Genomic DNA, 22,839 nt, shown 5'->3' with positions numbered 1-22,839 from the left:
GTGGGGGGGCCGCCTACGCCCGGGGCCGCGACGCGCCGCCGTCACCGGTGGCGCTGAGGGCGGCCTCGACGGGCACTTCCGACCAGCGGATGTGGAACGTGGCCGACGTGCCGTCGAACTCCTCGGGCACCGCCACCACGCGCCACCCGCCGCACAACTCCACCGCCCGGGTCAGCAGCCCCGAGGCGAAGGTGGGCAGGTCCGCCAGCACGTCGTTCATCCGGAATTCCATGGACGTGGGGCTTCGCTCGACGATGTCCACGTCGCTGAAGTTGTTGCCCGCCCGGAAGCCCATGGCCGCGCGCAGGAGCATGCGCCGGGGGCCCGCCAGCCGGACGACGCCCAGCAGGGCCCGGCCGAAGAACGTCCCGAAGTAGGCGTCCATGAAGCGCTCGCCCAGCGAGTAGTACGCCGCCTCGGCGGGGACGCCTCCATAGACGTGACCCGCGGCGATGCGGAGGAACTCCTTCCACTGCTCCAAGGTGTAGGTCCGCTCCAGCTTCTGCTCCAGGTCCAGCCCCGCCCGACGCAGGTGCTCTCGGCACGCCGGCGTCAGACGGTTCTCCAGAGCGCGCACGAAGAGCGCTTCGACCGTTTGAGTGAAAACCAGCTTCTCGGAAGAAGTCATAGAAGACCACCCTACAACGCCAGGGCCGTGGGATGCTCGCCCACCATTGAATCTGCGTTCAGTGTCTCTGTCCGGGAGTGTCAGGAAGGTTGCGTCCTGCGCACCCGCCGTGAAGACCTGGAGGGTAGGTCGCCAGTGACTCCGGCGGCGCGTGCGACTGCGCTTCGCAGCCAGCGGTGGGCCGGGTCAGAGTCGAACCGCTCGTGCCAGATTTGAAGGACGTCGAAGTGCCTGAGCGCGAGGGGCGGGGGGAGGACCCGGAGGGGCCAGGCCCCGTTGCCGGTGAAGGTCTCCACCAGCCGACGCGGTGCGGTAAGCACATGGTCCGAGTGGACCACCGCCAGGGGCGCGGTGAGGAAGTAGGGCAGGCGCAGGGCGATGCGCCGTGAGCGCCCCATCGCCGCCAGCGCGGTGTCTACTGCGCCGGCCCCCTCGCCCCGGGGGCTGATGAGGACGTGGGGCAGGCGCAGGTACGTCTCCAGATCCAACCCCTTCCGGACGGCGGGGTGGCCCTCGCGCACCACGCAGACGAAGTCCTCCGTGTAGAGCTTCTGCTGCCGCAGGGAGAGGGAAGAGTCGGGGAAGGCGGCCACGCACAGGTCCACGTCGCCGCTCTCCATGAGGGAGGTGACCTGGTCGGGGATGAGGTGGCGGACGACGAGGTCCACGTGCGGGGCCTCGGTGCTGAGCACCACGAGCAGCTCCGGAAGCAGCGTGGCGGCGAAGTAGTCCCCCGTGGCCAGGATGAAGCGGCGCCGGGCGGTGGCGGGCTCGAAGACGGGCTCGTTGCGCAGGGCGCGCTGCAACTCCAGCAGCCCGCGGTGCAGCGGCGCGGCGAGCTGCTCCGCGCGCGGCGTGCGCACCATGCCGCCCCGTCCGCGGATGAGCAGCGCATCTCCCAGCAGCTCGCGCAGCTGCCGCAGCGAGTGGCTCATGGCGGACTGGGTGACGCCCACCCGCGCCGCGGCCCGGGTGACGTTGGCCTCCGTCAGCAGCGCGTCCAGCGCCACCATGAGGTTGAGGTTGATGCCGGACAGGTCCATGGCGGCCGACGTGGGCGCGGGCGGCACGGAGGCGGGGGGACGGCGGACATGAGGGGTGCTCATGTGCCCATGAGTAACATGCAGTGGCCTCATGGCGGGAGCGCGAGCAATTTACGCCCATCTCGACGTTCCCCGGAGACACCCCATGAGCATCGTCATCAACACCCCCAATGGAAACATCGGCCGTCCCCTGGCGCTGAGCCTGCTGGCCGCGGGCCGCTCGCTCACAGTCATCAGCCGGAGCGCGGACAAGGTGGCGGACCTGGTGAAGCGCGGCGCGAAGCTGGTGGCGGGCTCCACCGACGACGCGGCGGTGCTGGACCGCGCGCTGGCGGGCGCGGAGGCGCTGTTCTGGCTGACGCCTCCGGCCATCCGTCCGGACTTCGTGTCCTGGGCGGGGGAGACGGCGCGCACCGCCGCGCAGGCGGTGAAGAAGCACGGCGTGAAGCGCGTGGTGGTGCTGTCCAGCGTGGGCGCGCAGAACGGCCCCGGTACCGGCCCGGTGGGCGCGCTGCTGGCCGTGGAGGAGGCGTTCAAGGCCGTCTGCCCGGACGTCACCATCCTCCGGCCGGGCTTCTTCATGGAGAACTTCCTGCGCGACGTGGCGACGCTGGCGAAGACGGGCTCGCTGTTCATGCCCATGCCCCGCGCCAAGGCCGTGCCCATGGTGGCGGTGGCGGACATCGCCGTGAAGTCGGCCGAGGTGCTGCTCGACGCCGGCTGGAAGGGGCACCGCTACGTGGGCATCCAGGGCCCGGCGCACGTTTCCTACGCGGAGCTGGAGCCCATCCTCTCGGAGGCGCTCGGCCGTCCCGTGCGCTACGTGCAGGTGGCGCTGGACGACGCGCGCAAGGGCATGGCCGGCGCGGGCATGCCGACGTGGATGGTGGACATGTACGCGGAGATGTACGGCGCCATCATCGACGGCCGCATGGACGCCGCCGAGCCGCGCTCCCCGCAGACCACCACGCCCACCACCCTGGCGAAGTGGGCGCGCGAGGTGCTCAAGCCCGCGGTGGACCAGGCGGCCACGGCCGCGGCCTGAGCCCCCACCGGCGGACTTCACGCTTCTTCATGCTTCCGTCACACGGGTTCATTCTCGCGCCGGTGCGCCGGTGTGAGGATGGCCCGCGTGAATGGGGGCGGCGAGCCCCCGGGAGTGACTCGGATGGCGTCAGGGAAGGCGATTCTCGGAGGCATGCTGGGGCGGTTCCTGTTCCGCGACGCGACGGTGGAGCAGGTGCGGGATGTCTCCCCGCGCTTCCGCTGGCTGGAGCTGGCGGGGGCGGGGCTGCGCGATGTGCCCTGGAGCGCGGGCGACAAGGTGCAGGTGTTCTTCCCGCGCGTGGGGATGCGGACGTACACGCCCCTGGCGTGGGACGCGGTGCGCGGGACGACACAGTTGCTCGTGTATCTGCACGGCGACAGCCCCGGCGCGCAGTGGGGCCGCAACGTGCGGGTGGGGGACCGCTGTCAGTTCATGGGGCCGCGGGGCTCGCTGCCGCTCACGGCGCTCCAGGGGCCCGTGGTGCTCTTCGGCGACGAGACGTCCTTCGCCGTGGCCCATGCGCTGCGCAACCTGCGGGCCGGCGTGGGCGGCGTCGAGCAGGTCTTCGAGGTCTCCTCCCGCGAGGAGTCCGCGGCGGTGCTGCGGGAGCTCCACCTGTCGGGGAGCGCCGTGATTGAGCGCACGCCCGATGAGGCGCACCTGCCCGCGGTGGCGGAGCGCCTTCGCACGGTGCTGGAGCAGCGGCCGGGCGCGAGCCTCGTCATGACGGGCCGGGCGCAGGCCATCCAGGCGCTGCGCTCGCGGCTGCGGGCGGACGGAGTGGGCGCGGCGCAGAAGGTGAAGGCGTACTGGTCCGAGGGGAAGCGCGGGCTCGACTGAAGCGGTCTTCCCACGGCTGAGGGGAAGCGCGGGCTCGACTGAAGCGGTCTTCCCACGGAGGAGGGGAAGCGCGGGCTTGGCTGAAGCGGCCTTCCCACCGCTGAGGGGATGCGCGGGCTCGACTGAAGCAGCCTTCCCACGGCTGAGGGGAAGCGCGGGCTCGACTGAAGCGGCCTTACCACGGGCCGTTTCAGCGCACCGGGTGCGTCGTCCAGGTCCTGCCGTCCACGCTCGACGCGAGGACGTGGCTCCCAGCCAGCCAGAGGCGGCCGCCGCCGGTGGAAAGCCTGCCCACGGTGGGAATCCGGCCGACGGAGTCCACGAGGGGAATGGTGCAACGCTCGAAGCCGGACGCGTCCAGGCGGTAGACCCGCTCCGGGTCCGCAACGTAGAAACTGTCACCCCACCGCTCGGCGGAATGGATGGGGTCGACCCGTGCGATGACGCGGCAGTTCGCTCCGTTCCCGGTGATGACGTCGCCTCGTGTCGTGCCCGCGACGACGTCGCCCAAGGGGAAGCAGCGGACGTACGTCACTTCGCCGCTCAGGTAGGGATGTACCTCCTGCCAGCGGCCCTGCGCGTGTCTCCAGAGTCCCGTGCCTCCGGCATAGAGGATTCTCGTCCCGTCTTCACCAGGACAGCTGTCCAGCGCGAGCACCCGCCCCGGGGTCTGTCCCAGCGAGTGCGTCCACGTCATGCCCCCGTCACCGCGCACGAGCACGCCCACCTCGGACGGAGCATCGGACGCGTACGACAGACTCCCGGCGAGCACGATGTCGGCTCCGCTGAAGCACGCGCGCGTCTCGACGAGCCCCGGCGGCAGTCCCTTGTACTCGAGGACTTCCCAGCGGCCTCCGTCGCGCTCGCGAAGGGCGGCGTGGAAGGCCGAGCCGCCGTATGAGAGCAGCGCGCCCAGGCTGTGGGCGCCCTGGAGGCACAGCGCTTCGATGGTTCCAGCGCCCGGCAGTTCCTCCAACGTCCAGGTGCCCTCCGTACACACCGCGACGTGCTGGAACCCGTCGACCTCGAAGCGGACGTCGTCGGGGTCGAAGTCGGAGTCGATGAGACTCTGGAACGCTTCCGGGTCGTAGGGCTCGTTCCACTCCTTGACGGGGCCCGGCCCGCCGCCGTGGTCATTGTCGGGATGCGGGTGGCTGACGACCAGCGCGAGGTTGCGCTCGTCGGTGATGCAGCCACTGTGCACGACACCGCGGAATGCATTCTTCAAGTCGTGGGTCCCCATCGTCATTGGACGCTGCTGAAGGCCAGGCCGTTCGTCGCGTGAGCGTATCTCCATGGGGGCGGCGCGGGCTTGACGGATGTAGGGGGACAACCGGCGCAGCCATGAGGCACTCTCGCTCGATGCGAGTCCCTCTTGCATTTGTGCTGGTCGTGCTCGAGCTGGCTGCCGGCTGCGCTCCCGCCGGCCGAGCCGTCACGGCCCAGGTCGCGACACCGCCCGACGTGGCCCTCCGAACCGAGCAACTCGCGCTGTTCGACCCGGCCCGGAGCCGCTCCGTTCCCCTGGCCCTGTATTACCGGGACGCCGTGGGGCCGCGCCCCAGGCTCGCGCTGCTCTGTCACGGCCACGGAGCCCAGCACACCGACTACTCCTTCATCGCCCGCAACCTGGTGGCGCATGGCTACTTCGTGGCCAGCATCCAGTACGAGCTACCCGGCGACCCGCCCCTGGCCACGAGCGGCAACCTTCGTGAGGCCCGCCGACCGAACTGGGAGCAGGGCGTGCAAGACCTGCTCTTCGTGCGTCAGGCGCTACAGCGGATGCACCCGGAGCTGGATGTGGAGCACCTGCTGCTGGTGGGCCATAGCAACGGTGGCGACATCGCCATGCTGTTTGCGCACGAGCATGCGGCGCGGGTCGAAAAGGTCATCTCGCTCGACAACCGGCGCATGCCCCTACCGAGGACGCGGGTGCCACGGGTCCTCTCCCTCCGCTCCAGCGACCAGGTGGCGGACGAGGGCGTGCTTCCTGACGTGGAGGAGCAACGCGCGCTGGGCATGAAGGTCATCCCACTGGCCGGCACCCGCCACGACGACATGTGGGACGGAGCGACCGAGGCACAGAAGCGGGAGATCAACGGAATCATCTCCGACTTCCTGGTGGACTGATTCAAGTCGCGGGTGGGCTCTGCCATGTCGGGGATGCGCCGTCGCAGGGGCCGGGGCACGCGCCCTCCGCGTCCCGCTCAGCGACCCGCGGGCCTACCTTCAAGGAAGGGCGCTCCATCCCCAACCGTCCATGTCAGCCCCCTCCGGTAGAAGGGAATGGTGGAAGGAACATTCCTTCCACGGGACGGCCGCCCCGGAAGGGGGGCAGGAGGGGTAGGGGATGGGGTTCGCGGAGCATTACCTATCGGGGATGATGCAGAGCTCGGCGGAGGTGCTGGGCCGGCATGGCTACGAGCACGTGAAGGCCGAGGAGCTGGCCCGGTCCGTGGGGATGTCGGTGGGCAGTTTGTACCGGCGCTACGGCAGCAAGCAGCACTTCGCCCGGACGGTGCGGACCTTCCACGAGGACTCCTTCTGCCGGGAGGTGGACTGGGCCTTCTTCTGCAAGCATGGGGCGGACGGAGTCACCTTCCGCGAGGCCTTCTTCACCTTCTGGAGTGCGCTGACTCACTGGGCGCTGGGACTGCCCGACCCCTTCGCCTTCACCTTCCTTCATCGGCACCCGGACGTCGCCGGGCAGCCGGCGCCCGGCAGTACGGCGCGAGCGCTGGTGCGTGAAGTACTCCTGAAGGGAGAGCAGGACGGGGCGCTGGTTCCCGGCTGTGCCAGGGTGGGCGAAGCCCTGGTGTGGGGCACGCTGGCCGAGTGGGTGCGCGCGCTGACGGACAGGCGCGAGGAGGTATTCCAGAAGGACCTCCTCGAATCGGCGGAGGCCCTCTGGCGCGCGCTGGCGAAGGCGGACGACTCCGGCGGCTCCCGCGGGGGAGGCACTCCTCCGGGTGCCGCTCGGCCCGAGCCACGGACGGCAGTGAGCGACTCCAGTGGGCCCGCGGAGGGCGCCATTCCTCCTGGCGTTTCCCTCCGGGTCCCGGAGGAGGCCACTGACGGCTGTCACACGGACGGCACGACGAAGCCATTGCGCGCGCGCGGGCGGCGCTTCAAAGACGGTGTCCATGGACCCGCGCCCTCCGAAGACGGACCCGTCCCACAACGTGCTCCACCAGCAACACACGCGGCTGCCGCTGGACGTCATCTTCTCTCCGCGCAGCGTGGCGGTGGTGGGGGCCAGCGAGCGCCCGGGGAGCGTGGGGCGCACCGTCCTCTGGAACCTCATCAGCAATCCGTTCGGCGGCACCGTCTATCCCATCAACCCGCAGCGGCCCAACGTGCTGGGCATCAAGGCGTGGCCGTCCCTGCGCGCGCTGCCCGAGCCGGTGGACCTGGCCGTCATCGTCACGCCCGCGGCGGTGGTGCCCGGCATCATCCGCGAGTGCGCGGAGCTGGGCGTCCGTGGCGCCATCATCATCTCCGCGGGCTTCAAGGAAACGGGCCCGGAGGGCGCGCGGCTGGAGCGCGAAATCCTCGAGGTGGCGCAGGCTGCGCGCATCCGCATCATCGGTCCCAACTGCCTGGGCGTGATGCGGCCGACGAGCGGCTTCAACGCGACGTTCGCCGGAGCCATGGCCCGCCCGGGCAACGTGGCCTTCATCAGTCAGAGCGGCGCGCTGCTCACCGCCATCCTCGACTGGAGCCTGCGCGAGGCGGTGGGGTTCAGCGCCTTCGTCTCGGTGGGCTCCATGCTGGACGTGGGCTGGGGCGACCTCATCGACTACCTGGCGGACGACCCGATGACGCGCTCCATCCTCCTCTACATGGAGTCCATCGGTGACGCGCGCGCATTCCTGTCCGCCGCGCGCGAGGTGGCGCTCACCAAGCCCATCATCGTCATCAAGGCCGGACGCACCGCGCAGGCCGCGCAGGCCGCCGCGTCGCATACGGGCACGCTGACGGGCAGCGACGAGGTGCTCAGCGCCGCCTTCCGCCGCACCGGCGTGCTGCGCGTGGACTCGATTGCGGACCTCTTCTACATGGCGGAGACGCTGGCCCGGCAGCCGCGTCCGGCGGGGCGCCGCCTCACCATCCTCACCAACGCGGGCGGCCCCGGGGTGCTCGCCACCGACGCGCTCGTGGCTGGAGGCGGAGAGGTGGCGGCGCTGACGGAGGACACACGCAAGGCGCTCGACGGGTTCCTGCCGCCGCAGTGGAGCCATGGCAACCCGGTGGACATCCTGGGCGACGCGGACCCGGAGCGCTATGCGAAGGCGCTGGAGGTGGCGGGGAAGGACCCGAACAGCGACGGCCTGCTGGTCATCCTCACGCCGCAGGACATGACCGAGCCCACGCAGACGGCGGACCGGCTCAAGCCCTACGCGAAGCTGCACGGCAAGCCGGTGCTGGCGAGCTGGATGGGAGGCTCGGAGGTGGCGGCGGGGGAGCGCATCCTCAACGACGCGGGCATCCCCACCTTCGGCTATCCGGACACGGCGGCGCGCATCTTCAATTACATGTGGCGCTACACGTACAACCTGGCCGGCCTGTACGAGACGCCCACCCTGGCGGAGGAGCACGCCGCCGCTCGCGACGAGGCGCGCCGGCAGCTCGACGAGGCCCGCGCGGCGGGGCGCTCGCTGCTGACGGAGTACGAGTCGAAGAAGCTGCTGGCCGCCTACGGCATCCCCACGGTGGAGACGCGACTGGCCCGCACGGAGGACGCGGCGGTGACGGAGGCCGCGGCCCTGGGCTACCCGGTGGTGGTGAAGCTGCACTCGCGCACGGTGGCGCACAAGACGGACGTGGGCGGCGTGCGGCTGAACCTGCCGGACGCGGACGCGGTGCGCGCGGCGTTCCGGGGCATCCGCGAGCGGCTGGCGGAGCTGGGGCAGGCGGAGGCGTTCGAGGGCGTGACGGTGCAGCCGATGGTGAAGCTGGACGGGTACGAGCTCATCATCGGCAGCGGGCTGGATGCGCAGTTCGGCCCGGTGCTGCTGTTCGGCGCGGGCGGCATCCTGGTGGAGGTGTTCAAGGACCGGGCGCTGGGGCTGCCGCCGCTCAACACGACGCTGGCGCGACGGATGATGGAACAGACGCGCATCTACCAGGCGCTGCACGGCGTGCGCGGGCGGCCACCGGTGGACCTGGCGGCGCTGGAGCGGTTGCTGGTGCGCTTCAGCCGGTTGGTGGCGGAGCAGCGCTTCGTGAAGGAAATCGACATCAACCCGCTGCTGGCCTCGCCGGAGCGGCTGCTCGCGCTGGATGCGCGCGTGGTGCTGCACCCGCCGACGGTGGCGGAGGCGGACCTGCCGGGGCTGGCGATTGAGCCGTACCCGCAGCAGTACGTGGCGCCATACCGGATGACGAGCGGCGAGGAGGTGCTGCTGCGGCCCATCCGCCCGGAGGACGAGCCGCGGATGGCGGAGTTCCACCGGACGCTGTCCGAGCACACGGTGTTCCTGCGCTACGCGGGACTGCTGCACATCAACACGCGGGTGGCGCACGAGCGGCTGGCGCGCATCTGCTTCAACGACTACGCGCGGGAGCTGGCGCTGGTTGCGGAGCGGAAGGACGGGTCGCTGCTCGGCGTGGGGCGGCTGACGCGGCTGCGGGGGCCGCAGGACGCGGAGTTCGCCATCCTCATCAGCGACCAGGCGCAGAAGCAGGGGCTGGGCACGGAGTTGCTGCGCCGGCTGGTGGAGGTGGGGCGGGACTGGGGGATGCAGCGAATCGTCGCGGACATCCTCGCGGGGAACCGGGCCATGCAGACCATCAGCCGGAAGCTGGGCTTCACCATCCTCCCGCATGAAGAGCTGGCGCCGGACATGGTGAAGGCGGTGAAGGTGCTCTGAAGCAGGAGGACGCTGCTCATCGCGAAGGACACCCTGAATCAAGTAGTCGGCCGCGAGGCCACCTGCCGAGGGAGCGGGGGCCGTGAAAGGAAGGCCGGGAAGGGTGAGGGAAAGGGAAGCACCCATCCCGGCCAGGGGACACTTCAGCGGCCCCGGCACGAGGCGACAAGGACTTCCGTGTCGGGGTTGAGACAAGACTGGGTCTCCCTTCCGGGCGCGCCCATTGGACGCGAGTGCAACGGCAACGAGGCCATGGGTGGCCCCCTGCCGGGCAGGACACCGTTCTCCTTCACGCACCGTGCGCCAACAGGCGATTTTTCACGGTGGGGGACGCGCCTGCCGCCTAGAGTCCCGAGGGTGATGGCTACCTCAGAGACTCAAGCGCCGCTCGCCGCCCTGCTGCCCAAGCCGGGAGAGCCACCCCTGGACGCGGACGAAATCCTCAACCGCTTCGTCGGCTACGTGGCGACGAACGGGCTGAGCCTCTACCCGGCCCAGGAAGAGGCCATCCTCGAGCTGCTGGGGGGCAAGCACCTGTTCCTCAAGACGCCCACCGGCTCCGGCAAGTCGCTGGTCGCCACGGCGCTCCACTTCAAGGCCATGGCCGAGGGCAAGGTCTCCTTCTACACCTGCCCCATCAAGGCCCTGGTCAACGAGAAGTTCTTCGCCCTCTGCGATGCCTTCGGCGCTGAGAATGTGGGCATGCTCACCGGCGACGCGAGCATCAACCGCAACGCGAAGATTCTCTGCTGCACCGCCGAAATCCTCGCCAACCTCGCCCTGCGCGACGCGGGCGCCCGCGTGGACTACGTCGTCATGGACGAGTTCCACTACTACTCCGACAAGGAGCGCGGCGTGGCGTGGCAGTTGCCCCTCATCGCCCTGCCGGACACCACGTTCCTCCTCATGTCCGCCACGCTGGGCCCCACCCACGTCATCGAGGAGAGCATCCAGAAGCTCACCGGCCGCGAGGTGGCCACCGTGCGCAGCGACCAGCGCCCCGTGCCGCTGGACTTCGACTACCGCGAGTCCGCCCTCCACGAGACGATCGAGGACCTCATCGCGCGCGGCAAGTACCCCATCTACCTGGTCAACTTCACCCAGCGCGCCGCCGCCGAGCAGGCGCAGAACCTCATGAGCGTGGACTTCTCCACCAAGGAGGAGAAGGAGGCCATCCGCCAGGCGCTGATGGACGCCCCCTTCGACACGCCCTACGGCAAGGAGTTCCAGCGCTTCCTGCGCCACGGCATCGGCATGCACCACGCCGGCCTGCTGCCCAAGTACCGGCTGCTGGTGGAGAAGCTGGCCCAGGGCGGCCACCTCAAGGTCATCAGCGGCACGGACACGCTGGGCGTGGGCGTCAACATCCCCATCCGCACCGTGCTCTTCACGCAGTTGTTCAAGTTCAACGGCGAGAAGCTGGCCACGCTGAGCGTGCGCGACTTCAAGCAGATTGCCGGCCGCGCGGGCCGCAAGGGCTTCGACACCCAGGGCAGCGTGGTGGCGCAGGCCCCCGAGTACGTCGTCGAGAACGTCAAGCAGGCCGCGAAGGAAGCCGCCGGCAAGAAGAAGGCCCCCAAGGCCAAGCCCCCGCAGAAGAACTTCGTCCAGTACGACCGCAACACCTTCGAGCGGCTCCAGAGCGGCATGCCCGAGCCGCTGGAGTCGCGCTTCTCCGTGTCGCACGGGATGATTCTCAACCTCCTGCAGAGCGACCACGAGACGGAAGGCCGGGGCGGCTACCGGCGGCTGGTGCAGCTCATCCAGCGCTGCCACGACTCGGACTACCTGAAGCGCCGGCACCTGAAGGAGGCCGCCCGCGACTTCCGCACGCTGCGCGCCGCGGGCATCGTCGAGGTGGAGCGCGGGCAGGGCGGCTCCGGCGCCCGGGTGAAGGTGGCGGGCGAGCTGCAGCACGACTTCAGCCTCAACCACACCCTGTCGCTCTACCTGCTGGAGACGCTGGAGCTGCTGGACCCCACCACGGACACGTACGCGCTGGACGTGGTGTCGCTGGTGGAGTCCATCCTGGAGAACCCGGACGTGGTGCTCTACGCGCAGCTCAACCAGCTCAAGGGCGAGAAGGTCAACGAGCTGAAGGCGCAGGGCGTGGAGTACGACGACCGGATGGAGGAGCTGGACAAGCTGGAGTGGCCCAAGCCCAACCGCGAGTTCATCTACGGCACCTTCAACAAGTTCGCGGCGAAGCACCCGTGGGTGGGCGAGGAGAACATCCGCCCCAAGTCGGTGGTGCGGGACATGTTCGAGCGCTTCATGTCCTTCCACGACTACGTGCGCGAGTACGGCCTGCAGCGCAGCGAGGGCGTGCTGCTGCGCTACGTGAATGACGTCTACAAGACGCTGGTGCAGACGGTGCCCGAGCGCTTCCGCAACGAGGAGGTGGAGGACTTCGCCGACCACCTGCGCGCCACGCTGCGGCAGGTGGACTCCAGCCTCCTGGACGAGTGGGAGCGGATGAAGAACCCGGAGGCCGCCATCGCCGCGAAGCCGGTGGTGGAGCTCAAGCCGAAGGAGCTCACCGACGACCCGAAGGCCTTCGCCGCCCGCGTGCGCGAGGAGCTGCACCGGCTGCTCCGGGCCCTGGGGCAGAAGCGCTACCTGGACGCGCTGGCCATGCTGGACAACCCGCTGGGCGAGTGGACCGCGCCCAAGCTGGAGCAGGCCATGGCGCCGTACTTCGAGGAGCACAAGATGGTGGTGCTCACGCCCCAGGCCCGCAAGCCGGCCAACAGCTTCATCAAGGAATCCGGCACGCGGCTGTGGGAGGCCCAGCAGCGCATCATGGACCCCGAGGGACATGGGGACTGGATGCTCGACTGCGAGATTGACCTGAGAGATCGCCGTATCGACGACGGCCCCATCCTCATGCTGCGCCGCATCGGCACGTAGCCGCTCAGGTCTCCGAGTCCGGGGCGCCGGGCGCAGCCACGGTCAGCCCCGCGGCGGGGGCGGTGTCCGGCACGGCCGGCGCCGCGTCCGCCACGTCCAGCTTCCCCATGGCATCGGGCGACAGGACGAGCTGCCAGTCGTGGGTGGCGAGGACGACGCGGTCCGTTTCACAGCGGACCTCCATCTCCGCGTCCTCGACCGTCCACTCGCCAATCCAGACCGTCGTCTTGCGGATGCACTCCTCGTCGCCGCACTCCTCCGTGTCCGCCACCCAGACGCGGCCGCCGGGGACGGCGGGGCAGGAGAGGGGCTCGGCGTAGCGGAGCAGCGGCGCGTCGGTGGCCTCGGGGTCCTCCATGAAGAACTGGGACTCGTCCACGGCGCCCACTCCGCCGGCCATCTCGTCGGGAGCGGCCTCCGTGTAGGGGGCCTCCTCCGTCTCGGCCAGGGCCACCGGCGCGGCCAGCCAGCCACACAGCAGCGTCACCTTCCAAACCCTCGTCGTCCACATGCCTCGTGCTCCCCGCCGCGGGATGTGTCCCGTGGCTCTCGGGAGGGGTGTTGTGCAAGGCGTGGACCGGGCCTCCGTGTGGCCGTGGAGACACGGTGTCAGGGGCGCCGTGTGGTGCCACGTCCGCTGCGATATGGACGCGCCAGACAGCCGGGAATCACTGTGGGTGGGGGACATCTCCGACGTCCGCTGGGAGGTGTGGCTCACGGGCATCCATGCGGGCCCCCTGGCGGACCCCGCCACCGGTGAGCTCCTCGAGGGAACCCATCAGGTGAGATGGGACCTGGAGGTCATCAGCTCGGACGGGGAGCGCCTGAAGCTGTGGTGGGAGCCGTCCCGTCGGATTCTCGGAGGAGACCCGCTGCGCGGCTGGGGCGGCAACGTGATTGGGGTGCTGAAGCGCCACCTGCTCCGGGTGGGCCGGCAGCGCGGCTGTCTCGGCTGAGCCACGCCCTTCGTCGGCTGCCGGGCGATTGTCCGTGAATTCCCGGGCCGAAGACGCGGTGCGGCGTTACGTTTTCGGCCGTATGGCCCGACTGCGTGCGTTGGATCCGCCCCTCCGTCGTGATGTCCGCCTGCTCGGCAGGCTGCTCGGCGAGGTGCTCGTCGAACAGGAGGGCCAGGCGCTCTTCGACTTGGAGGAAGAGGTGCGGCGCCTGGCCATTCAGCGCCGGCGCGGCCCCGTGGCGGGTCGGAGGGCGGCGGCAGCGGAGCTGGCGCAGGTGCTGCAACGCCTGCCGCTGGAGCGCGCCGAGCCCGTGCTGCGCGCCTTCTCCGTCTACTTCCAGCTCGTCAACCTCGCGGAGCAGCACCACCGCATCCGCCGCTCTCGCGCCCACGCGAGCGCGGCGGATTCGCGGCCCCAGCGCGGCTCGCTGGAGGCCACGCTGCTGTCGCTCAAGGCGTCCGGCGTGCCCGCGGAGCGCGCCCGCGAGGCCATCCGCGGCATGCGTGTGACGCTCACGCTCACCGCGCACCCCACCCAGGCCGTGCGCCGCACGCTGCTGGAGAAGCTCTACCGCATGGCCGGCCTCCTGGAGGAGCGCGACAGGTGCGAGCTGACGCCGCGCGAGTCCGCCGACAACCTGGAGTCCCTGCGCGAGGAAATCACCAGCCTGTGGCAGACGGATGAGCTGCGCCGCGAGCGGCCCACCGTGGGCGACGAGGTGAAGAACATCCTCTGGTACGTGGAGGAGGTCCTCGCCGAGCAGCTCTCCGTCGTCCCCGAGCTGATGGACTGGGCCTTCGAGCGCGCCTACGGCGAGCCGCTCGGCCCCGCGGGCACGCCCGTGCGCGTGCACTCGTGGGTGGGCGGGGACATGGACGGCAACCCGCTGGTGACGCCGGAGGTGTTCGCCGACACGCTGCGCGCCCACCGTGCCCGTGGCCTGCGCCTTCTTCTGAGAGACCTGGAGTCGCTGGGCGGCCGGCTGTCGCAGTCCTCCCGGCACGCGAAGCCGTCCGCGGAGCTGGAGGCCTCCCTGGCGCGCGACGCGGCGGCCCTGCCCGAGGCGGCGCGCCGCCAGGGCCCGCGCACCACCGGCGAGCCCTGGCGCCGCAAGCTGCGCTTCATGGAGGAGCGCCTCCAGCTCGCGCTGCGCCACGTGACGGCGCAGCGGGCCGGAGAGGCCACGGTCATGCCCGAGGGGGCCTACCGCACCCCCGGGGCGCTGCTGGAGGACCTGGACCTGCTGGCACGCTCGCTCGCGGAGGCGAAGGGCGACCACGCGGGACTGCGGCAGGTGCACCGGATGCACGAGCGGGTGTGCGCGCTGGGCCTGTCCCTGGCGGAGCTGGAGGCCCGCGTGCCGGCCGAGGACGCGGTGAGCGCGGCGGCCTCGCTGGACGGAGGCCCAGCTCCCTCGGAGGGCGGCGCGCGACTGCTCGCGGTGCTGGCGCGCCTGCGCGAGGCCCAGGCCGAGTCGGGTGAGCCCGCCTGCCGCACCCTCATCCTCAGCATGGCCAGCACGGCGGACGACGTGCTCGCGGCCTTCCGCTGCGTGAAGCACGCGGGGCTCTGGGACGCGCAGCGCGGCTGCGCCACGGTGGACGTGGTGCCCCTGTTCGAGCAGCTCGGCGCGCTGGACGCGGGGCCGGACGTGCTGCGCGCCCTCTTCGCCCACGCCGAGTACCGCGGGCACCTGGACGCGCGAGGCGTGCAGGAGGTCATGGTGGGCTACAGCGACTCCGGCAAGGAGGTGGGGCTCTTGGCGGCGAGCGCGGCGCTCCAGCGCGCGCAGGTGGCCCTCACGGAGACGGCGCGCGCGGCCGGGGTGCCGCTGCGCCTGTTCCACGGGCGCGGTGAGTCGGTGGCGCGAGGCGGAGGCCCGGCGCAGGAGGCCATCCTCGCGCTGCCCCCGGGCGCGGTGGCGGGCGGCTACAAGGCGACGGAGCAGGGCGAGGCGCTGGACCACAAGTACGCGCGGCCGGAGCTGGCGCGGCGCACGCTGGAGCTCATCCTGGGCGGCGTGCTGCTGCACACGCTGGACGCGCAGCCGCGCCCGTCGCCGGAGGACGAGGGCACCTTCCGCGCCGTGTTCGACACGCTGGCGGAGACGGGGCGGCGCGAGTACCGCGCGCTCGTCTGGGAGGACCCGGCCTTCCTGGAGCTCTTCACGGCGGCCACGCCGGTGGAGGAGATTGCGTCGCTGCCCATCGGCTCGCGCCCGAGCAAGCGCAAGGCGGGGGGCCTGGAGACGCTGCGCGCGATTCCGTGGGTCTTCGCCTGGACGCAGAACCGCGCGATTCTTCCCGGCTGGTACGGGGTGGGCTCGGCGCTGGAGGCGTACGCGAAGGAGGAGGGCGGGGCGGCGATGCTCAAGCGCATGTACCGCGAGTGGCCCTTCTTCCGCGCCGTCATCGACAACGTCACCATGGTGCTGGCCAAGTCGGACATGGCGATTGCCGGGCGCTACGCGAAGCTGGCGCCCGCGTCCACGAAGCCGCTGTGGCGGCGCATCCAGCACGAGCACCGGCGCACGCGCAGGCAGGTGAAGCGGCTGACGGGAGAGCTGAAGCTCTTGGACAACAACCCGCCGCTCCAGCGGAGCATCTCCCTGCGCAACCCCTACGTGGACCCCATGTCCTTCCTCCAGGTGGAGCTGCTCAAGCGCAAGCGCCAGGGCGAGGCCGAGTGCGACAGGCCGCTTTTGCTCACGCTCAACGGCATCGCCGCCGGCATGAGGAACACGGGGTAGGAAGAGAGGACGACGGGATGCCGAAGGACACGTTCAGCGTGGTGGAAGTCAACCGCAAGCACGGCTTCGCGCGGCTGCGCCCGGAGAAGGGCGAGGGGCTCCTGAATGCGCCGCTCTACCCGGACGAGGACTCCGCGGCGCCCAAGATGCAGCTGCGCGAGGGCGACCGCGTGTCCGGCATCCGGCGAGGCCAGTCCGTGGCCGCGGTGGAGTGGGTGACGCGCGCCGAGCCGCCCTACGAGCTGGTGGAGCGGATGGGCGAGCTGCTCGCGAAGCTGGAGCGCTGGGAGGTGCGCATTCCCTCCACCGCCTTCGACCTGGCCGAGCACCACTGGCGCGAGAGCAGGGAAGACCCGCTGCACCTGGAGCTGCTCGCGCAGCTGCCCACCTTCTTCGACCTGGAGCTCGTGCACCCGTACGAGGATGCCTCGCTGCTCGAAAGGCTGGAGGCGGCGATGCAGCCGTACCTCCCAGGCTTCCAGGTGCAGCCGCTCCAGGGGCGCGCCGCCTTCCGCCTCCAGCCCGGCGACCTCGAGGTGGAGGCGGGGGAGGGCGGCCGCGACGCCCCCGGCACCACCTTCGCGCCCCTGTTGATGCGGGTGAATGCGCTGCTGGAGGACGCGGGCGCCCCGGTGCGCTGGGTGCCCACGGAGCAGGACTGGCTGCTCGCGCCTCCGGGGCTCGCCGAGCTGCTGGTGCTGCACGGCGTGATTGGCCCGCGTCCAGCGGCGTGAGGGCGGGGGCTACAGCGCGCCCTGCTGGCGCAGGACGCGCGCCACCTCGGAGGCCATGACCTTGTGGCCCGCGGCGTTGGGGTGGATGCCGTCGGCGACGAGCCCCTCGAGGAAGAGGTGCACGTTGTCCGGACGGCACGTCACCGCCTCCAGGTCGATGAGGTCCGTGCCGGTGGCGCCCTTGCGCAGCCAGTCGTTGAAGGCCACGCGCTGCACCTTCACCACCGAGTAGGCGCTGTGGTTCGACTTCTCCTTGGGCAGCAGCGTGCTCACCCACACCCGGCAGAAGGGCTGGAGCCGCTCCACCATCCGCAGCATCCGGCCCTGGGCCTGGTCCAGGGCGCCGTTGCCGCCCAGGTCATTGGTGCCCAGCAGCAGGATGCAGTCGGTGATGCCCTCCAGGGCGAGCACCTCTTCGTCCAGCAGCTCCAGCGCGTCATAGAAGCCCTGGCCGCTCACGCCCGAGTTCACCACCGGCACGCCCAGCTCCGCCTCCACCAGCGCGGGCCACGCGTTGCGGGTGTCGTTCTTCGTGTCCATGTAGCCCTCGGTGATGCTGTCACCGATGGCCACGAAGGCCCGGCCCGTGGGGCCCTCCACGTCCACCGTCGCCACGCCCACGGAGCGCTCGAAGGGCTGACCTCCGAGGGCTCCGGGCGTCGTGGCGTAGGCCCCGGGCCGCGCGAAGCTGCCCGGGAAGGAGTCGATGGCGCTCACGCCCAGCGCGCCCCGCACCTCGAAGCTGATGGCCAGGTCGTCGCGGAACGCCACCGGGAAGTCCACCGCGTCGGACGTCACCCGCGTGCGCGCGGCCGCGGTGAAGCCCGCCTTGCCGCCGAAGGTGAGCGACACCGGCGTGGACGCCAGCGAGCCGTCGGGGCCCGCCTTCGCCACGGTGGCCCGCTGCAGCGTGAGGCTCCCGTCGCCGGAGCGGAACGTCACGCGGATGCGGCCGCCCTCGCGGCCCACGGGCACGCGCAGGCGGAACGTCATCACCCCGCCCACGCTCTCGGACCAGCGCAGCGCCTGGTGGAAGCCGGGCTGAAAGGAGAGGGCCGGCGCGGGCGGCGGCGCCGGAGGCGGCGTCTCGCTCACGCGGCGTTCATCGTTCAACACCAGCGCCGGGGCCACCTCCAGCGGCTCCTGCGGTACGGATTCCACCGCCGAGGGCGTACTGACGTCTCCCGGGACGGTCTCCCCTGAGAGCTGCCCGCCGGTGCTGTCCGCACACGCCAGCAGCGCACTCCCCGCGCATATCAAGACCCCGAGCCACGCCCGCCACACTCGCATCCCCGCTCCCTCCCGGCGCTTGAGAATGCGCACACACCGGCGCCGTGACGAGCGGGTTGACCTGGGCGCGACACCTACCGGCGATGCCTGCCCACTCGCTTGCCTGGCGGGGGAAGGACGCGCGGCGTTCACCGGACGACAGCGCGAGGGGGTTGCTCAGAGGTTGAAGCCCACGTTTCCGACGGAGATGCTCGGCCCGAAGATGAAGGACCACTTGCTGGAGGGGACGACGGTGTCCGTGTTCGGGTCTCCGCTCGTCCGCCGCTTGATGTCGCCGCGGAACTCGCGCGCCACCCACGCCTGGGCGCCGACGGCCGCCCCCGGGCCGATGGGCACGCGCAGGCCCACGCCTCCGACGACGGCCAGCGTGGGAGGGAACTGGATGTCGCCCGACTGGGGGATGAGCCCCAGCCCCATCAGCCCCATCTCGATTCCCAGCAGCCGCTCCTGGCCCTCGTTGTTCAAGAGCGCCAGGCGGGACACCACGCCGAAGTTGAGGGTGAGCTGGCCGCTGGGCTCGGTGGCGCGGTAGAGGCCCGCGGGGATGGTCGCCGTCGTGTAGAGGCGGAAGAGGCCGCCGCGGACGATGGCCGTCCACTGCGCGGAGGGCAGCCCGGTGCGGTCCGACGTGCTCAGCGCGTAGCGGGACTCGTCCGCCACGTGGGCCACCTGGACGAGGATGCGGTCATACTGCCCCAGGTTGCCCGGCACGGAGATGATGCGCTCGTCTCCGCCCGGGCGCAGGAACATGCGCTGCTCGACGTGGCTCTCCGCTCGCGCGGAGCCGTCCGGCCGGGTGACGTCGATGCGGAGGACGACTTCCTGGTTGCCCTCCGCGGGCTTCAGCCGCTCGCGGTGGATGATGACGCGGCAGGTGTTGCGCATGTCGTAGGACACGCGGTGGGGCCGGCTCGGCTCCAGGGGCTGGTCCTTCCCGTTCGCGTCCGCGCAGACGAAGGCGAAGAGGTTCTCCAGGCGGGCGGGCACGCTGGCCTCGCGCACCAGCCGCTGGACGCGCTCGCTGGCGAGGGCCAGGTTCGCGGTGGCGAGCTCCCCCGGAAGCGTCGGCACCTGGTAGCCGAAGCGCAGCGCCACGAAGCCGCCCGCCGTCGTCTCGCCCTGGACGCGCGTGGCGCCGTCGCCCGCGGTGACGGCGTAGGCGCCCGACAGCGGCTGCAGCGCGAAGCGTCCCTGCTCCGTCGCCGCCACCACGTGCACCTGGGCGGGGCGGTTGGTGGGGACGAAGTCGATGGGGCCGTGGCCGGGCAACTCCAGGGTGGCGCGCGGAGCGGGAAGGGGCACCGTCTTCACCGTCTCCGACGCGACCACCGTGCCGTCCTGCCGGGACGTCAGCGCGGTGATGACGGCCTGCTGGTCCGACGTGCCGCCCGTGCGCAGCAGCACGTACGTGCCGTCCGCCGCCTTCACCACGCGCTCCACGCGGGCGCGCTGGTTGTTCACCGTCCACACCAGTGTGCGCGGGTCATGCGCGCAGGACGTGTCGAGCCGTGCCACCAGGGCCGAGTCCTCCGCGTCCCGCAGCACCGTGCCCTCCACGGCCGCGAGCGGGCAGGCCAGGACGGGCAGCGTCGCGGACAGCACCTGCTCGAGCGCCTCGCCGCGGGCGACGAACACCCGGGGGGACAGGCGCAGGCGCAGCGTGACGGTGGCGTCCACGCCGGGCACGTTGCGGACGGAGATGGCGCCTTCGCCCACATCGCAGCGCACCAGCCCGCAGTCGACGGTGGCAATCGCCTCGGAGTGGCTGACGCCCACGGAGCCGGGGCCCTTCGACACGTCGAGGCCGCTGGCGAGCACGAGCGGCTGGGTGAGGATGACGCGGCCGGGACGCAGCCGCATGGACTCGGGGTCCACCACGCGCCCCTGGGCGTCGTAGGTCGTCACCTCCGGCCCGCGCCGCCCATGGGGTGGAACCCAGTACAGCGCCGCGTCCGTGGGCAGGCCCTGCGCCACCGGCACCACGCAGTCGGCGGGGCCCCGTCCCGTGGACGGGGTGAGGCAGACGTCCCGTCCCTCGAGGGGCGTGCCCCGCGCGTCGCCGCGGGGCGTCCCGCTCCAGGCGACGGCCACGTTGAGCAGCCCCGTGCCCCGCAGCTCGAGGCGTCCGTCATCCGGGTAGAAGGTGATGGCCGAGGCGTCGATGCGGGGATGGGGGCCGGTGGCAATCACCGTGACGGTGGCCTGGCTCGTGGCGCACTGGCCCACGCTCTCGGCGACCTTCAGCGACTGCGTCCGCTCCTCGTCCTCCACCTTCGCGGGAGGTTGGACCGAGCGTCCATCCGACTCCAGGGACCAGCCTCCGCGCAGCGGGCCGCACACGACGCCCTTCTCCACGACGGCCACCGGCCGGCCTCCTTCGGGCACCTGGATGACGGGGGCGGCGGCGGACAGCCCCGCGGCCAGCAGCGACGCGAGGAGGAGGGCTCGAGCGGGAGGCATGCACCCGTTCAAAAAGCGGAGGCGCCTCCGACGGTCAAGCGACATGTGCCCCGAGCCACGCGGCCCTCCCCGGGAATCCGGGGAGGTCGGTGCGGCTCAGGCGTCGAGCCCGGCGCCAGCGAGCCCGAGCCCTCCCGCGACAGGGGAGGGCGGTGCCATTCACGACAGGTGCCCGGCCCCCAGGAGCGCGGGCCCTCCCAGTGCTTCGCGGGCCTCGGAGCTCAGGGCGCGCAGGCCCCCACGCCGGGGTTGCCATCCAGCTCGCGGCACGTCCCGGTGGCGCACGCGGGCGCCCCGCCGGGGCGGCACAGCGGACGGCAGGAAAGGCCGCTGCCCGCATTCACGCAGGTGCTCCCGGGGGCACACTGGTTGCTGAAGCTGCACGACTCGCCCTCGCGTCGCGTGCCACTGCCCGCGCACACCGGGCCGGACGTGGACGGGTAGCAGCCGAGCGGCGACGTGCAGTCCTGCCCGAAGGGGTCGCACTTCGCCGACGGCGGCCCGCACACCAGCGGCAGCTCCGTCGTGCCCTCCAGCCGCAGCACCGTGTTGCACTCACCGGACGCCCCGCACTGCGGCGTGGCGTGGCACAGCCGCCGGCAGGAGAAGACGGTGCCGCCGTCCTCCAGCCGCGCGTCCTTGCAGAACAGGCCCTGCTCGCACGTGTCGTACGTCGGCCCTCCGTCCGTGGGCGCGAGCGTGCAGGGCGCGCCTTCCGCCGTCGCGCCCGGCTCCACGCACCGGCGCCGCGTGGCCTCGCCCTCGGTGACGTACGTGCACCGCTGCCCCTGCGCGCAGTCCTGGGCCACGACGTCGCACTCGGCCGCGAAGCAGCGGCTCCCCGTGCCTCCGTCCACCAGGTCCGCGAAGTGGCAGCTCTCTCCCGTGCCGCAGCCCTCCTGCCGCGCCACGTTGCACGCGAACTCCGACGCCGTCCCTCCGCCGTCCACGCCCGCGTCGGTGCTCCCTCCGCCGTCCGGGTCCAGATGTACCCCGGAGTCCTCCGCGGGAGTGGGCCCGGGGCCCTTGTTGTCGTCACTACACCCCACCGCCCAGAGCGCCAGGGCCAGGGTTCCAGTCAACATCACGAGGTGCGCACGCATCCCAAGCTCCCGAATCGAAGTACACAGGGACTTAGCCGACAGAATCCGATACAGGGGCCCCCCTTGAATCGGGCCTGGAAAGCAGCGGACACTTGGCGCAAGCCCGACTCCCCGGGGGTGGCCCGGCGCGTCACCCTCGAGGGATTGGGCGGGCAGTCAGGGGTGTCGCCAGTCGCGTCGAACTTGGGGGTCGCGGGTGCGCATGACAAGCAAGGTGGCGGATGACATGGCAGGCGGGGACATGAGCGCATTCGCGAACCGGCGCTCGGACGAGCGCGTCGCCGCGAGGTTCGAGGTCCGCTTCGAGCAGGTGCAGGACGCCGCGCGCGCGCTGCGGGCCTATTCGCTCAACATCTCCGCCGGGGGCCTGTGCCTGCGCACGCGCAAGGCCTACGACGTGGGCGCGCAGGTGCGCCTGTCCATGGTGATTGAGGGCGAGGAGTTCCACCTCACCGGCATCATCGCCTGGGTGCGCGACGAGGCGGAGGCCATCGGCGTGCGCTTCACGGACATGTCCGACGAGGACCATGCCCGGCTCCAGCGCGTGGTGGACAGCTTCAAGCGGTAGCGCGGAACGAAGCCCCCGCGAGGCGGGGCCGGCGCTCCTGGCGCTCGGGCCCCCTTCGCGTCAGCGGCCGCCTTCGGTATCCACGTGGCGGAACACGCCCGAGTCGATTTCCGAGAAGCCACAGGCGGCGTAGAAGCTGCGCGTCTCGGGCGTGCTGGCCATGGGCGAGACGAGCTGGAGCTGCCGGACGCTGAGCACTTTGCAGCGCTCCAGAATCTGCTTGATGAGCCCCCGGCCCACGCCGCGCCGGCGCCACGTCTCCGTCACCACCAGCTCGTCCACGGTGGCCACGCGGCCGCGCAGGCGCAGCTGCGGCCGGTGCGAGAAGGAAATCATCCCCACGGGCCGGTCCTGCGGGTCTCCCGCGACGAAGATTTCAATCTCCGGATGGCTGACGACCCAGTGGACCGTCTGCTGGTCCGTTCCTTGGGGATAGCCCAGCTCTCGCAGGAGCAAGGCCATGGCCTCGGCGTCGCCACGGCGGGCTCGGCGGATGCGGAAGGCGGGCGCTTCTGCGCCAGCGGCGGGGCTGACGGTACGGACGATTGGTTGGGACAAGGCAGTTGGCAGTCTAACGAAAGGGCCGCCGTACCTTCAAAGAGGAACGGCGGCCCGGGTGCCCATGGGGCGGGGT

At 71.3% G+C, this 22,839-nt stretch carries 17 protein-coding genes and 1 pseudogene; 10 read left to right on the top strand and 8 right to left on the bottom strand.

Features of this window, described 5'->3' with window-relative positions; genetic code table 11:
• Positions 1-13: 13 nt before the first annotated feature.
• Both ACX9TP_RS29830 and ACX9TP_RS29825 read right to left on the bottom strand, forming a co-directional pair.
• Positions 14-628 (bottom strand): DUF2378 family protein, encoded by a 615-nt coding sequence (locus ACX9TP_RS29830; protein ID WP_482974031.1) that lies wholly within the window; start codon positions 626-628, stop codon positions 14-16.
• An 80-nt stretch (positions 629-708) separates the two neighbouring features.
• On the bottom strand, positions 709-1,734 hold the full coding sequence (locus ACX9TP_RS29825) for a LysR family transcriptional regulator (RefSeq protein ID WP_482974030.1): 1,026 nt from the start codon (positions 1,732-1,734) through the stop codon (positions 709-711).
• An 82-nt stretch (positions 1,735-1,816) separates the two neighbouring features.
• On the opposite strand from ACX9TP_RS29825, the gene ACX9TP_RS29820 reads away from it, so the two are divergent.
• Together ACX9TP_RS29820 and ACX9TP_RS29815 are read left to right on the top strand one after the other, a co-directional pair.
• A complete protein-coding gene (locus ACX9TP_RS29820) occupies positions 1,817-2,716 on the top strand; it encodes an NAD(P)H-binding protein (protein WP_482974029.1) in 900 nt (299 codons plus the stop codon).
• Between the two features lie 123 nt (positions 2,717-2,839).
• The gene (locus ACX9TP_RS29815; protein ID WP_482974028.1) at positions 2,840-3,559 is read left to right on the top strand and encodes a siderophore-interacting protein; all 720 of its coding nucleotides are present in this window, start codon (positions 2,840-2,842) and stop codon (positions 3,557-3,559) included.
• A 190-nt stretch (positions 3,560-3,749) separates the two neighbouring features.
• On the opposite strand, the gene ACX9TP_RS29810 is transcribed toward ACX9TP_RS29815, so the two are convergent.
• Positions 3,750-4,787, bottom strand: a complete 1,038-nt coding sequence (locus tag ACX9TP_RS29810; RefSeq protein ID WP_482974027.1) for a hypothetical protein — start codon at positions 4,785-4,787, stop codon at positions 3,750-3,752.
• A 236-nt stretch (positions 4,788-5,023) separates the two neighbouring features.
• Here ACX9TP_RS29810 and ACX9TP_RS29805 point away from each other — a divergent pair, with 236 nt between their 5' ends.
• From ACX9TP_RS29805 to ACX9TP_RS29790, 4 genes and pseudogenes are all read left to right on the top strand, one after another.
• Positions 5,024-5,689, top strand: a complete 666-nt coding sequence (locus tag ACX9TP_RS29805; RefSeq protein WP_482974026.1) for a serine aminopeptidase domain-containing protein — start codon at positions 5,024-5,026, stop codon at positions 5,687-5,689.
• A gap of 220 nt (positions 5,690-5,909) precedes the next feature.
• Positions 5,910-6,014, top strand: a pseudogene (locus tag ACX9TP_RS29800) (hypothetical protein); the annotation flags it as partial.
• A gap of 688 nt (positions 6,015-6,702) precedes the next feature.
• Entirely contained in the window at positions 6,703-9,432 is a 2,730-nt protein-coding gene (locus ACX9TP_RS29795; RefSeq protein ID WP_482974025.1) for a bifunctional acetate--CoA ligase family protein/GNAT family N-acetyltransferase, read from the top strand.
• A 360-nt stretch (positions 9,433-9,792) separates the two neighbouring features.
• On the top strand, positions 9,793-12,342 hold the full coding sequence (locus ACX9TP_RS29790; protein ID WP_482974024.1) for a DEAD/DEAH box helicase: 2,550 nt from the start codon (positions 9,793-9,795) through the stop codon (positions 12,340-12,342).
• 4 nt (positions 12,343-12,346) lie between these two features.
• On the opposite strand, the gene ACX9TP_RS29785 is transcribed toward ACX9TP_RS29790, so the two are convergent.
• Positions 12,347-12,853 (bottom strand): hypothetical protein, encoded by a 507-nt coding sequence (locus ACX9TP_RS29785; protein WP_482974023.1) that lies wholly within the window; start codon positions 12,851-12,853, stop codon positions 12,347-12,349.
• A gap of 166 nt (positions 12,854-13,019) precedes the next feature.
• Between ACX9TP_RS29785 and ACX9TP_RS29780 the strand changes: the two genes are divergently transcribed.
• The 3 genes from ACX9TP_RS29780 to ACX9TP_RS29770 all read left to right on the top strand — a co-directional run bounded on the left by ACX9TP_RS29780 (position 13,020) and on the right by ACX9TP_RS29770 (position 16,784).
• A complete protein-coding gene (locus ACX9TP_RS29780; protein WP_482974022.1) occupies positions 13,020-13,298 on the top strand; it encodes a hypothetical protein in 279 nt (92 codons plus the stop codon).
• 82 nt (positions 13,299-13,380) lie between these two features.
• Positions 13,381-16,050, top strand: a complete 2,670-nt coding sequence (locus ACX9TP_RS29775; RefSeq protein ID WP_482974021.1) for a phosphoenolpyruvate carboxylase — start codon at positions 13,381-13,383, stop codon at positions 16,048-16,050.
• Positions 16,051-16,067: 17 nt separating this feature from the next.
• The gene (locus ACX9TP_RS29770) at positions 16,068-16,784 is read left to right on the top strand and encodes a hypothetical protein (RefSeq protein ID WP_482974020.1); all 717 of its coding nucleotides are present in this window, start codon (positions 16,068-16,070) and stop codon (positions 16,782-16,784) included.
• Between the two features lie 9 nt (positions 16,785-16,793).
• Here the strand turns inward: ACX9TP_RS29770 and ACX9TP_RS29765 are convergent, their stop codons facing one another.
• The 3 genes from ACX9TP_RS29765 to ACX9TP_RS29755 all read right to left on the bottom strand — a co-directional run bounded on the left by ACX9TP_RS29765 (position 16,794) and on the right by ACX9TP_RS29755 (position 21,637).
• Entirely contained in the window at positions 16,794-17,945 is a 1,152-nt protein-coding gene (locus tag ACX9TP_RS29765) for an SGNH/GDSL hydrolase family protein (RefSeq protein ID WP_482974019.1), read from the bottom strand.
• A 285-nt stretch (positions 17,946-18,230) separates the two neighbouring features.
• The gene (locus tag ACX9TP_RS29760) at positions 18,231-20,534 is read right to left on the bottom strand and encodes a hypothetical protein (RefSeq protein ID WP_482974018.1); all 2,304 of its coding nucleotides are present in this window, start codon (positions 20,532-20,534) and stop codon (positions 18,231-18,233) included.
• Between the two features lie 221 nt (positions 20,535-20,755).
• The gene (locus ACX9TP_RS29755; RefSeq protein WP_482974017.1) at positions 20,756-21,637 is read right to left on the bottom strand and encodes a hypothetical protein; all 882 of its coding nucleotides are present in this window, start codon (positions 21,635-21,637) and stop codon (positions 20,756-20,758) included.
• Positions 21,638-21,878: 241 nt separating this feature from the next.
• Between ACX9TP_RS29755 and ACX9TP_RS29750 the strand changes: the two genes are divergently transcribed.
• Positions 21,879-22,205, top strand: coding sequence for a TIGR02266 family protein (locus ACX9TP_RS29750; protein ID WP_482974016.1), 327 nt, complete (start codon positions 21,879-21,881; stop codon positions 22,203-22,205).
• A gap of 60 nt (positions 22,206-22,265) precedes the next feature.
• Here the strand turns inward: ACX9TP_RS29750 and ACX9TP_RS29745 are convergent, their stop codons facing one another.
• Entirely contained in the window at positions 22,266-22,667 is a 402-nt protein-coding gene (locus ACX9TP_RS29745; RefSeq protein ID WP_482974015.1) for a GNAT family N-acetyltransferase, read from the bottom strand.
• Positions 22,668-22,839: the final 172 nt, after the last annotated feature.

This window comes from Pyxidicoccus sp. M15, assembly GCF_056858435.1.
Note: the sequence above shows the minus strand (reverse complement) of the source record. Positions and strands in the feature narration are given on the sequence as shown.

Coding starts and splice junctions, on each gene's coding strand:
- ACX9TP_RS29830 (WP_482974031.1), bottom strand. CDS start 628: ATGACTTCTTCCGAGAAGCTGGTTTTCACTCAAACGGTCGAAGCGCTC.
- ACX9TP_RS29825 (WP_482974030.1), bottom strand. CDS start 1,734: ATGAGCACCCCTCATGTCCGCCGTCCCCCCGCCTCCGTGCCGCCCGCG.
- ACX9TP_RS29820 (WP_482974029.1), top strand. CDS start 1,817: ATGAGCATCGTCATCAACACCCCCAATGGAAACATCGGCCGTCCCCTG.
- ACX9TP_RS29815 (WP_482974028.1), top strand. CDS start 2,840: ATGGCGTCAGGGAAGGCGATTCTCGGAGGCATGCTGGGGCGGTTCCTG.
- ACX9TP_RS29795 (WP_482974025.1), top strand. CDS start 6,703: ATGGACCCGCGCCCTCCGAAGACGGACCCGTCCCACAACGTGCTCCAC.
- ACX9TP_RS29790 (WP_482974024.1), top strand. CDS start 9,793: ATGGCTACCTCAGAGACTCAAGCGCCGCTCGCCGCCCTGCTGCCCAAG.
- ACX9TP_RS29785 (WP_482974023.1), bottom strand. CDS start 12,853: ATGTGGACGACGAGGGTTTGGAAGGTGACGCTGCTGTGTGGCTGGCTG.
- ACX9TP_RS29775 (WP_482974021.1), top strand. CDS start 13,381: ATGGCCCGACTGCGTGCGTTGGATCCGCCCCTCCGTCGTGATGTCCGC.
- ACX9TP_RS29770 (WP_482974020.1), top strand. CDS start 16,068: ATGCCGAAGGACACGTTCAGCGTGGTGGAAGTCAACCGCAAGCACGGC.
- ACX9TP_RS29760 (WP_482974018.1), bottom strand. CDS start 20,534: ATGCCTCCCGCTCGAGCCCTCCTCCTCGCGTCGCTGCTGGCCGCGGGG.
- ACX9TP_RS29755 (WP_482974017.1), bottom strand. CDS start 21,637: ATGCGTGCGCACCTCGTGATGTTGACTGGAACCCTGGCCCTGGCGCTC.
- ACX9TP_RS29750 (WP_482974016.1), top strand. CDS start 21,879: ATGAGCGCATTCGCGAACCGGCGCTCGGACGAGCGCGTCGCCGCGAGG.
- ACX9TP_RS29745 (WP_482974015.1), bottom strand. CDS start 22,667: ATGGCCTTGCTCCTGCGAGAGCTGGGCTATCCCCAAGGAACGGACCAG.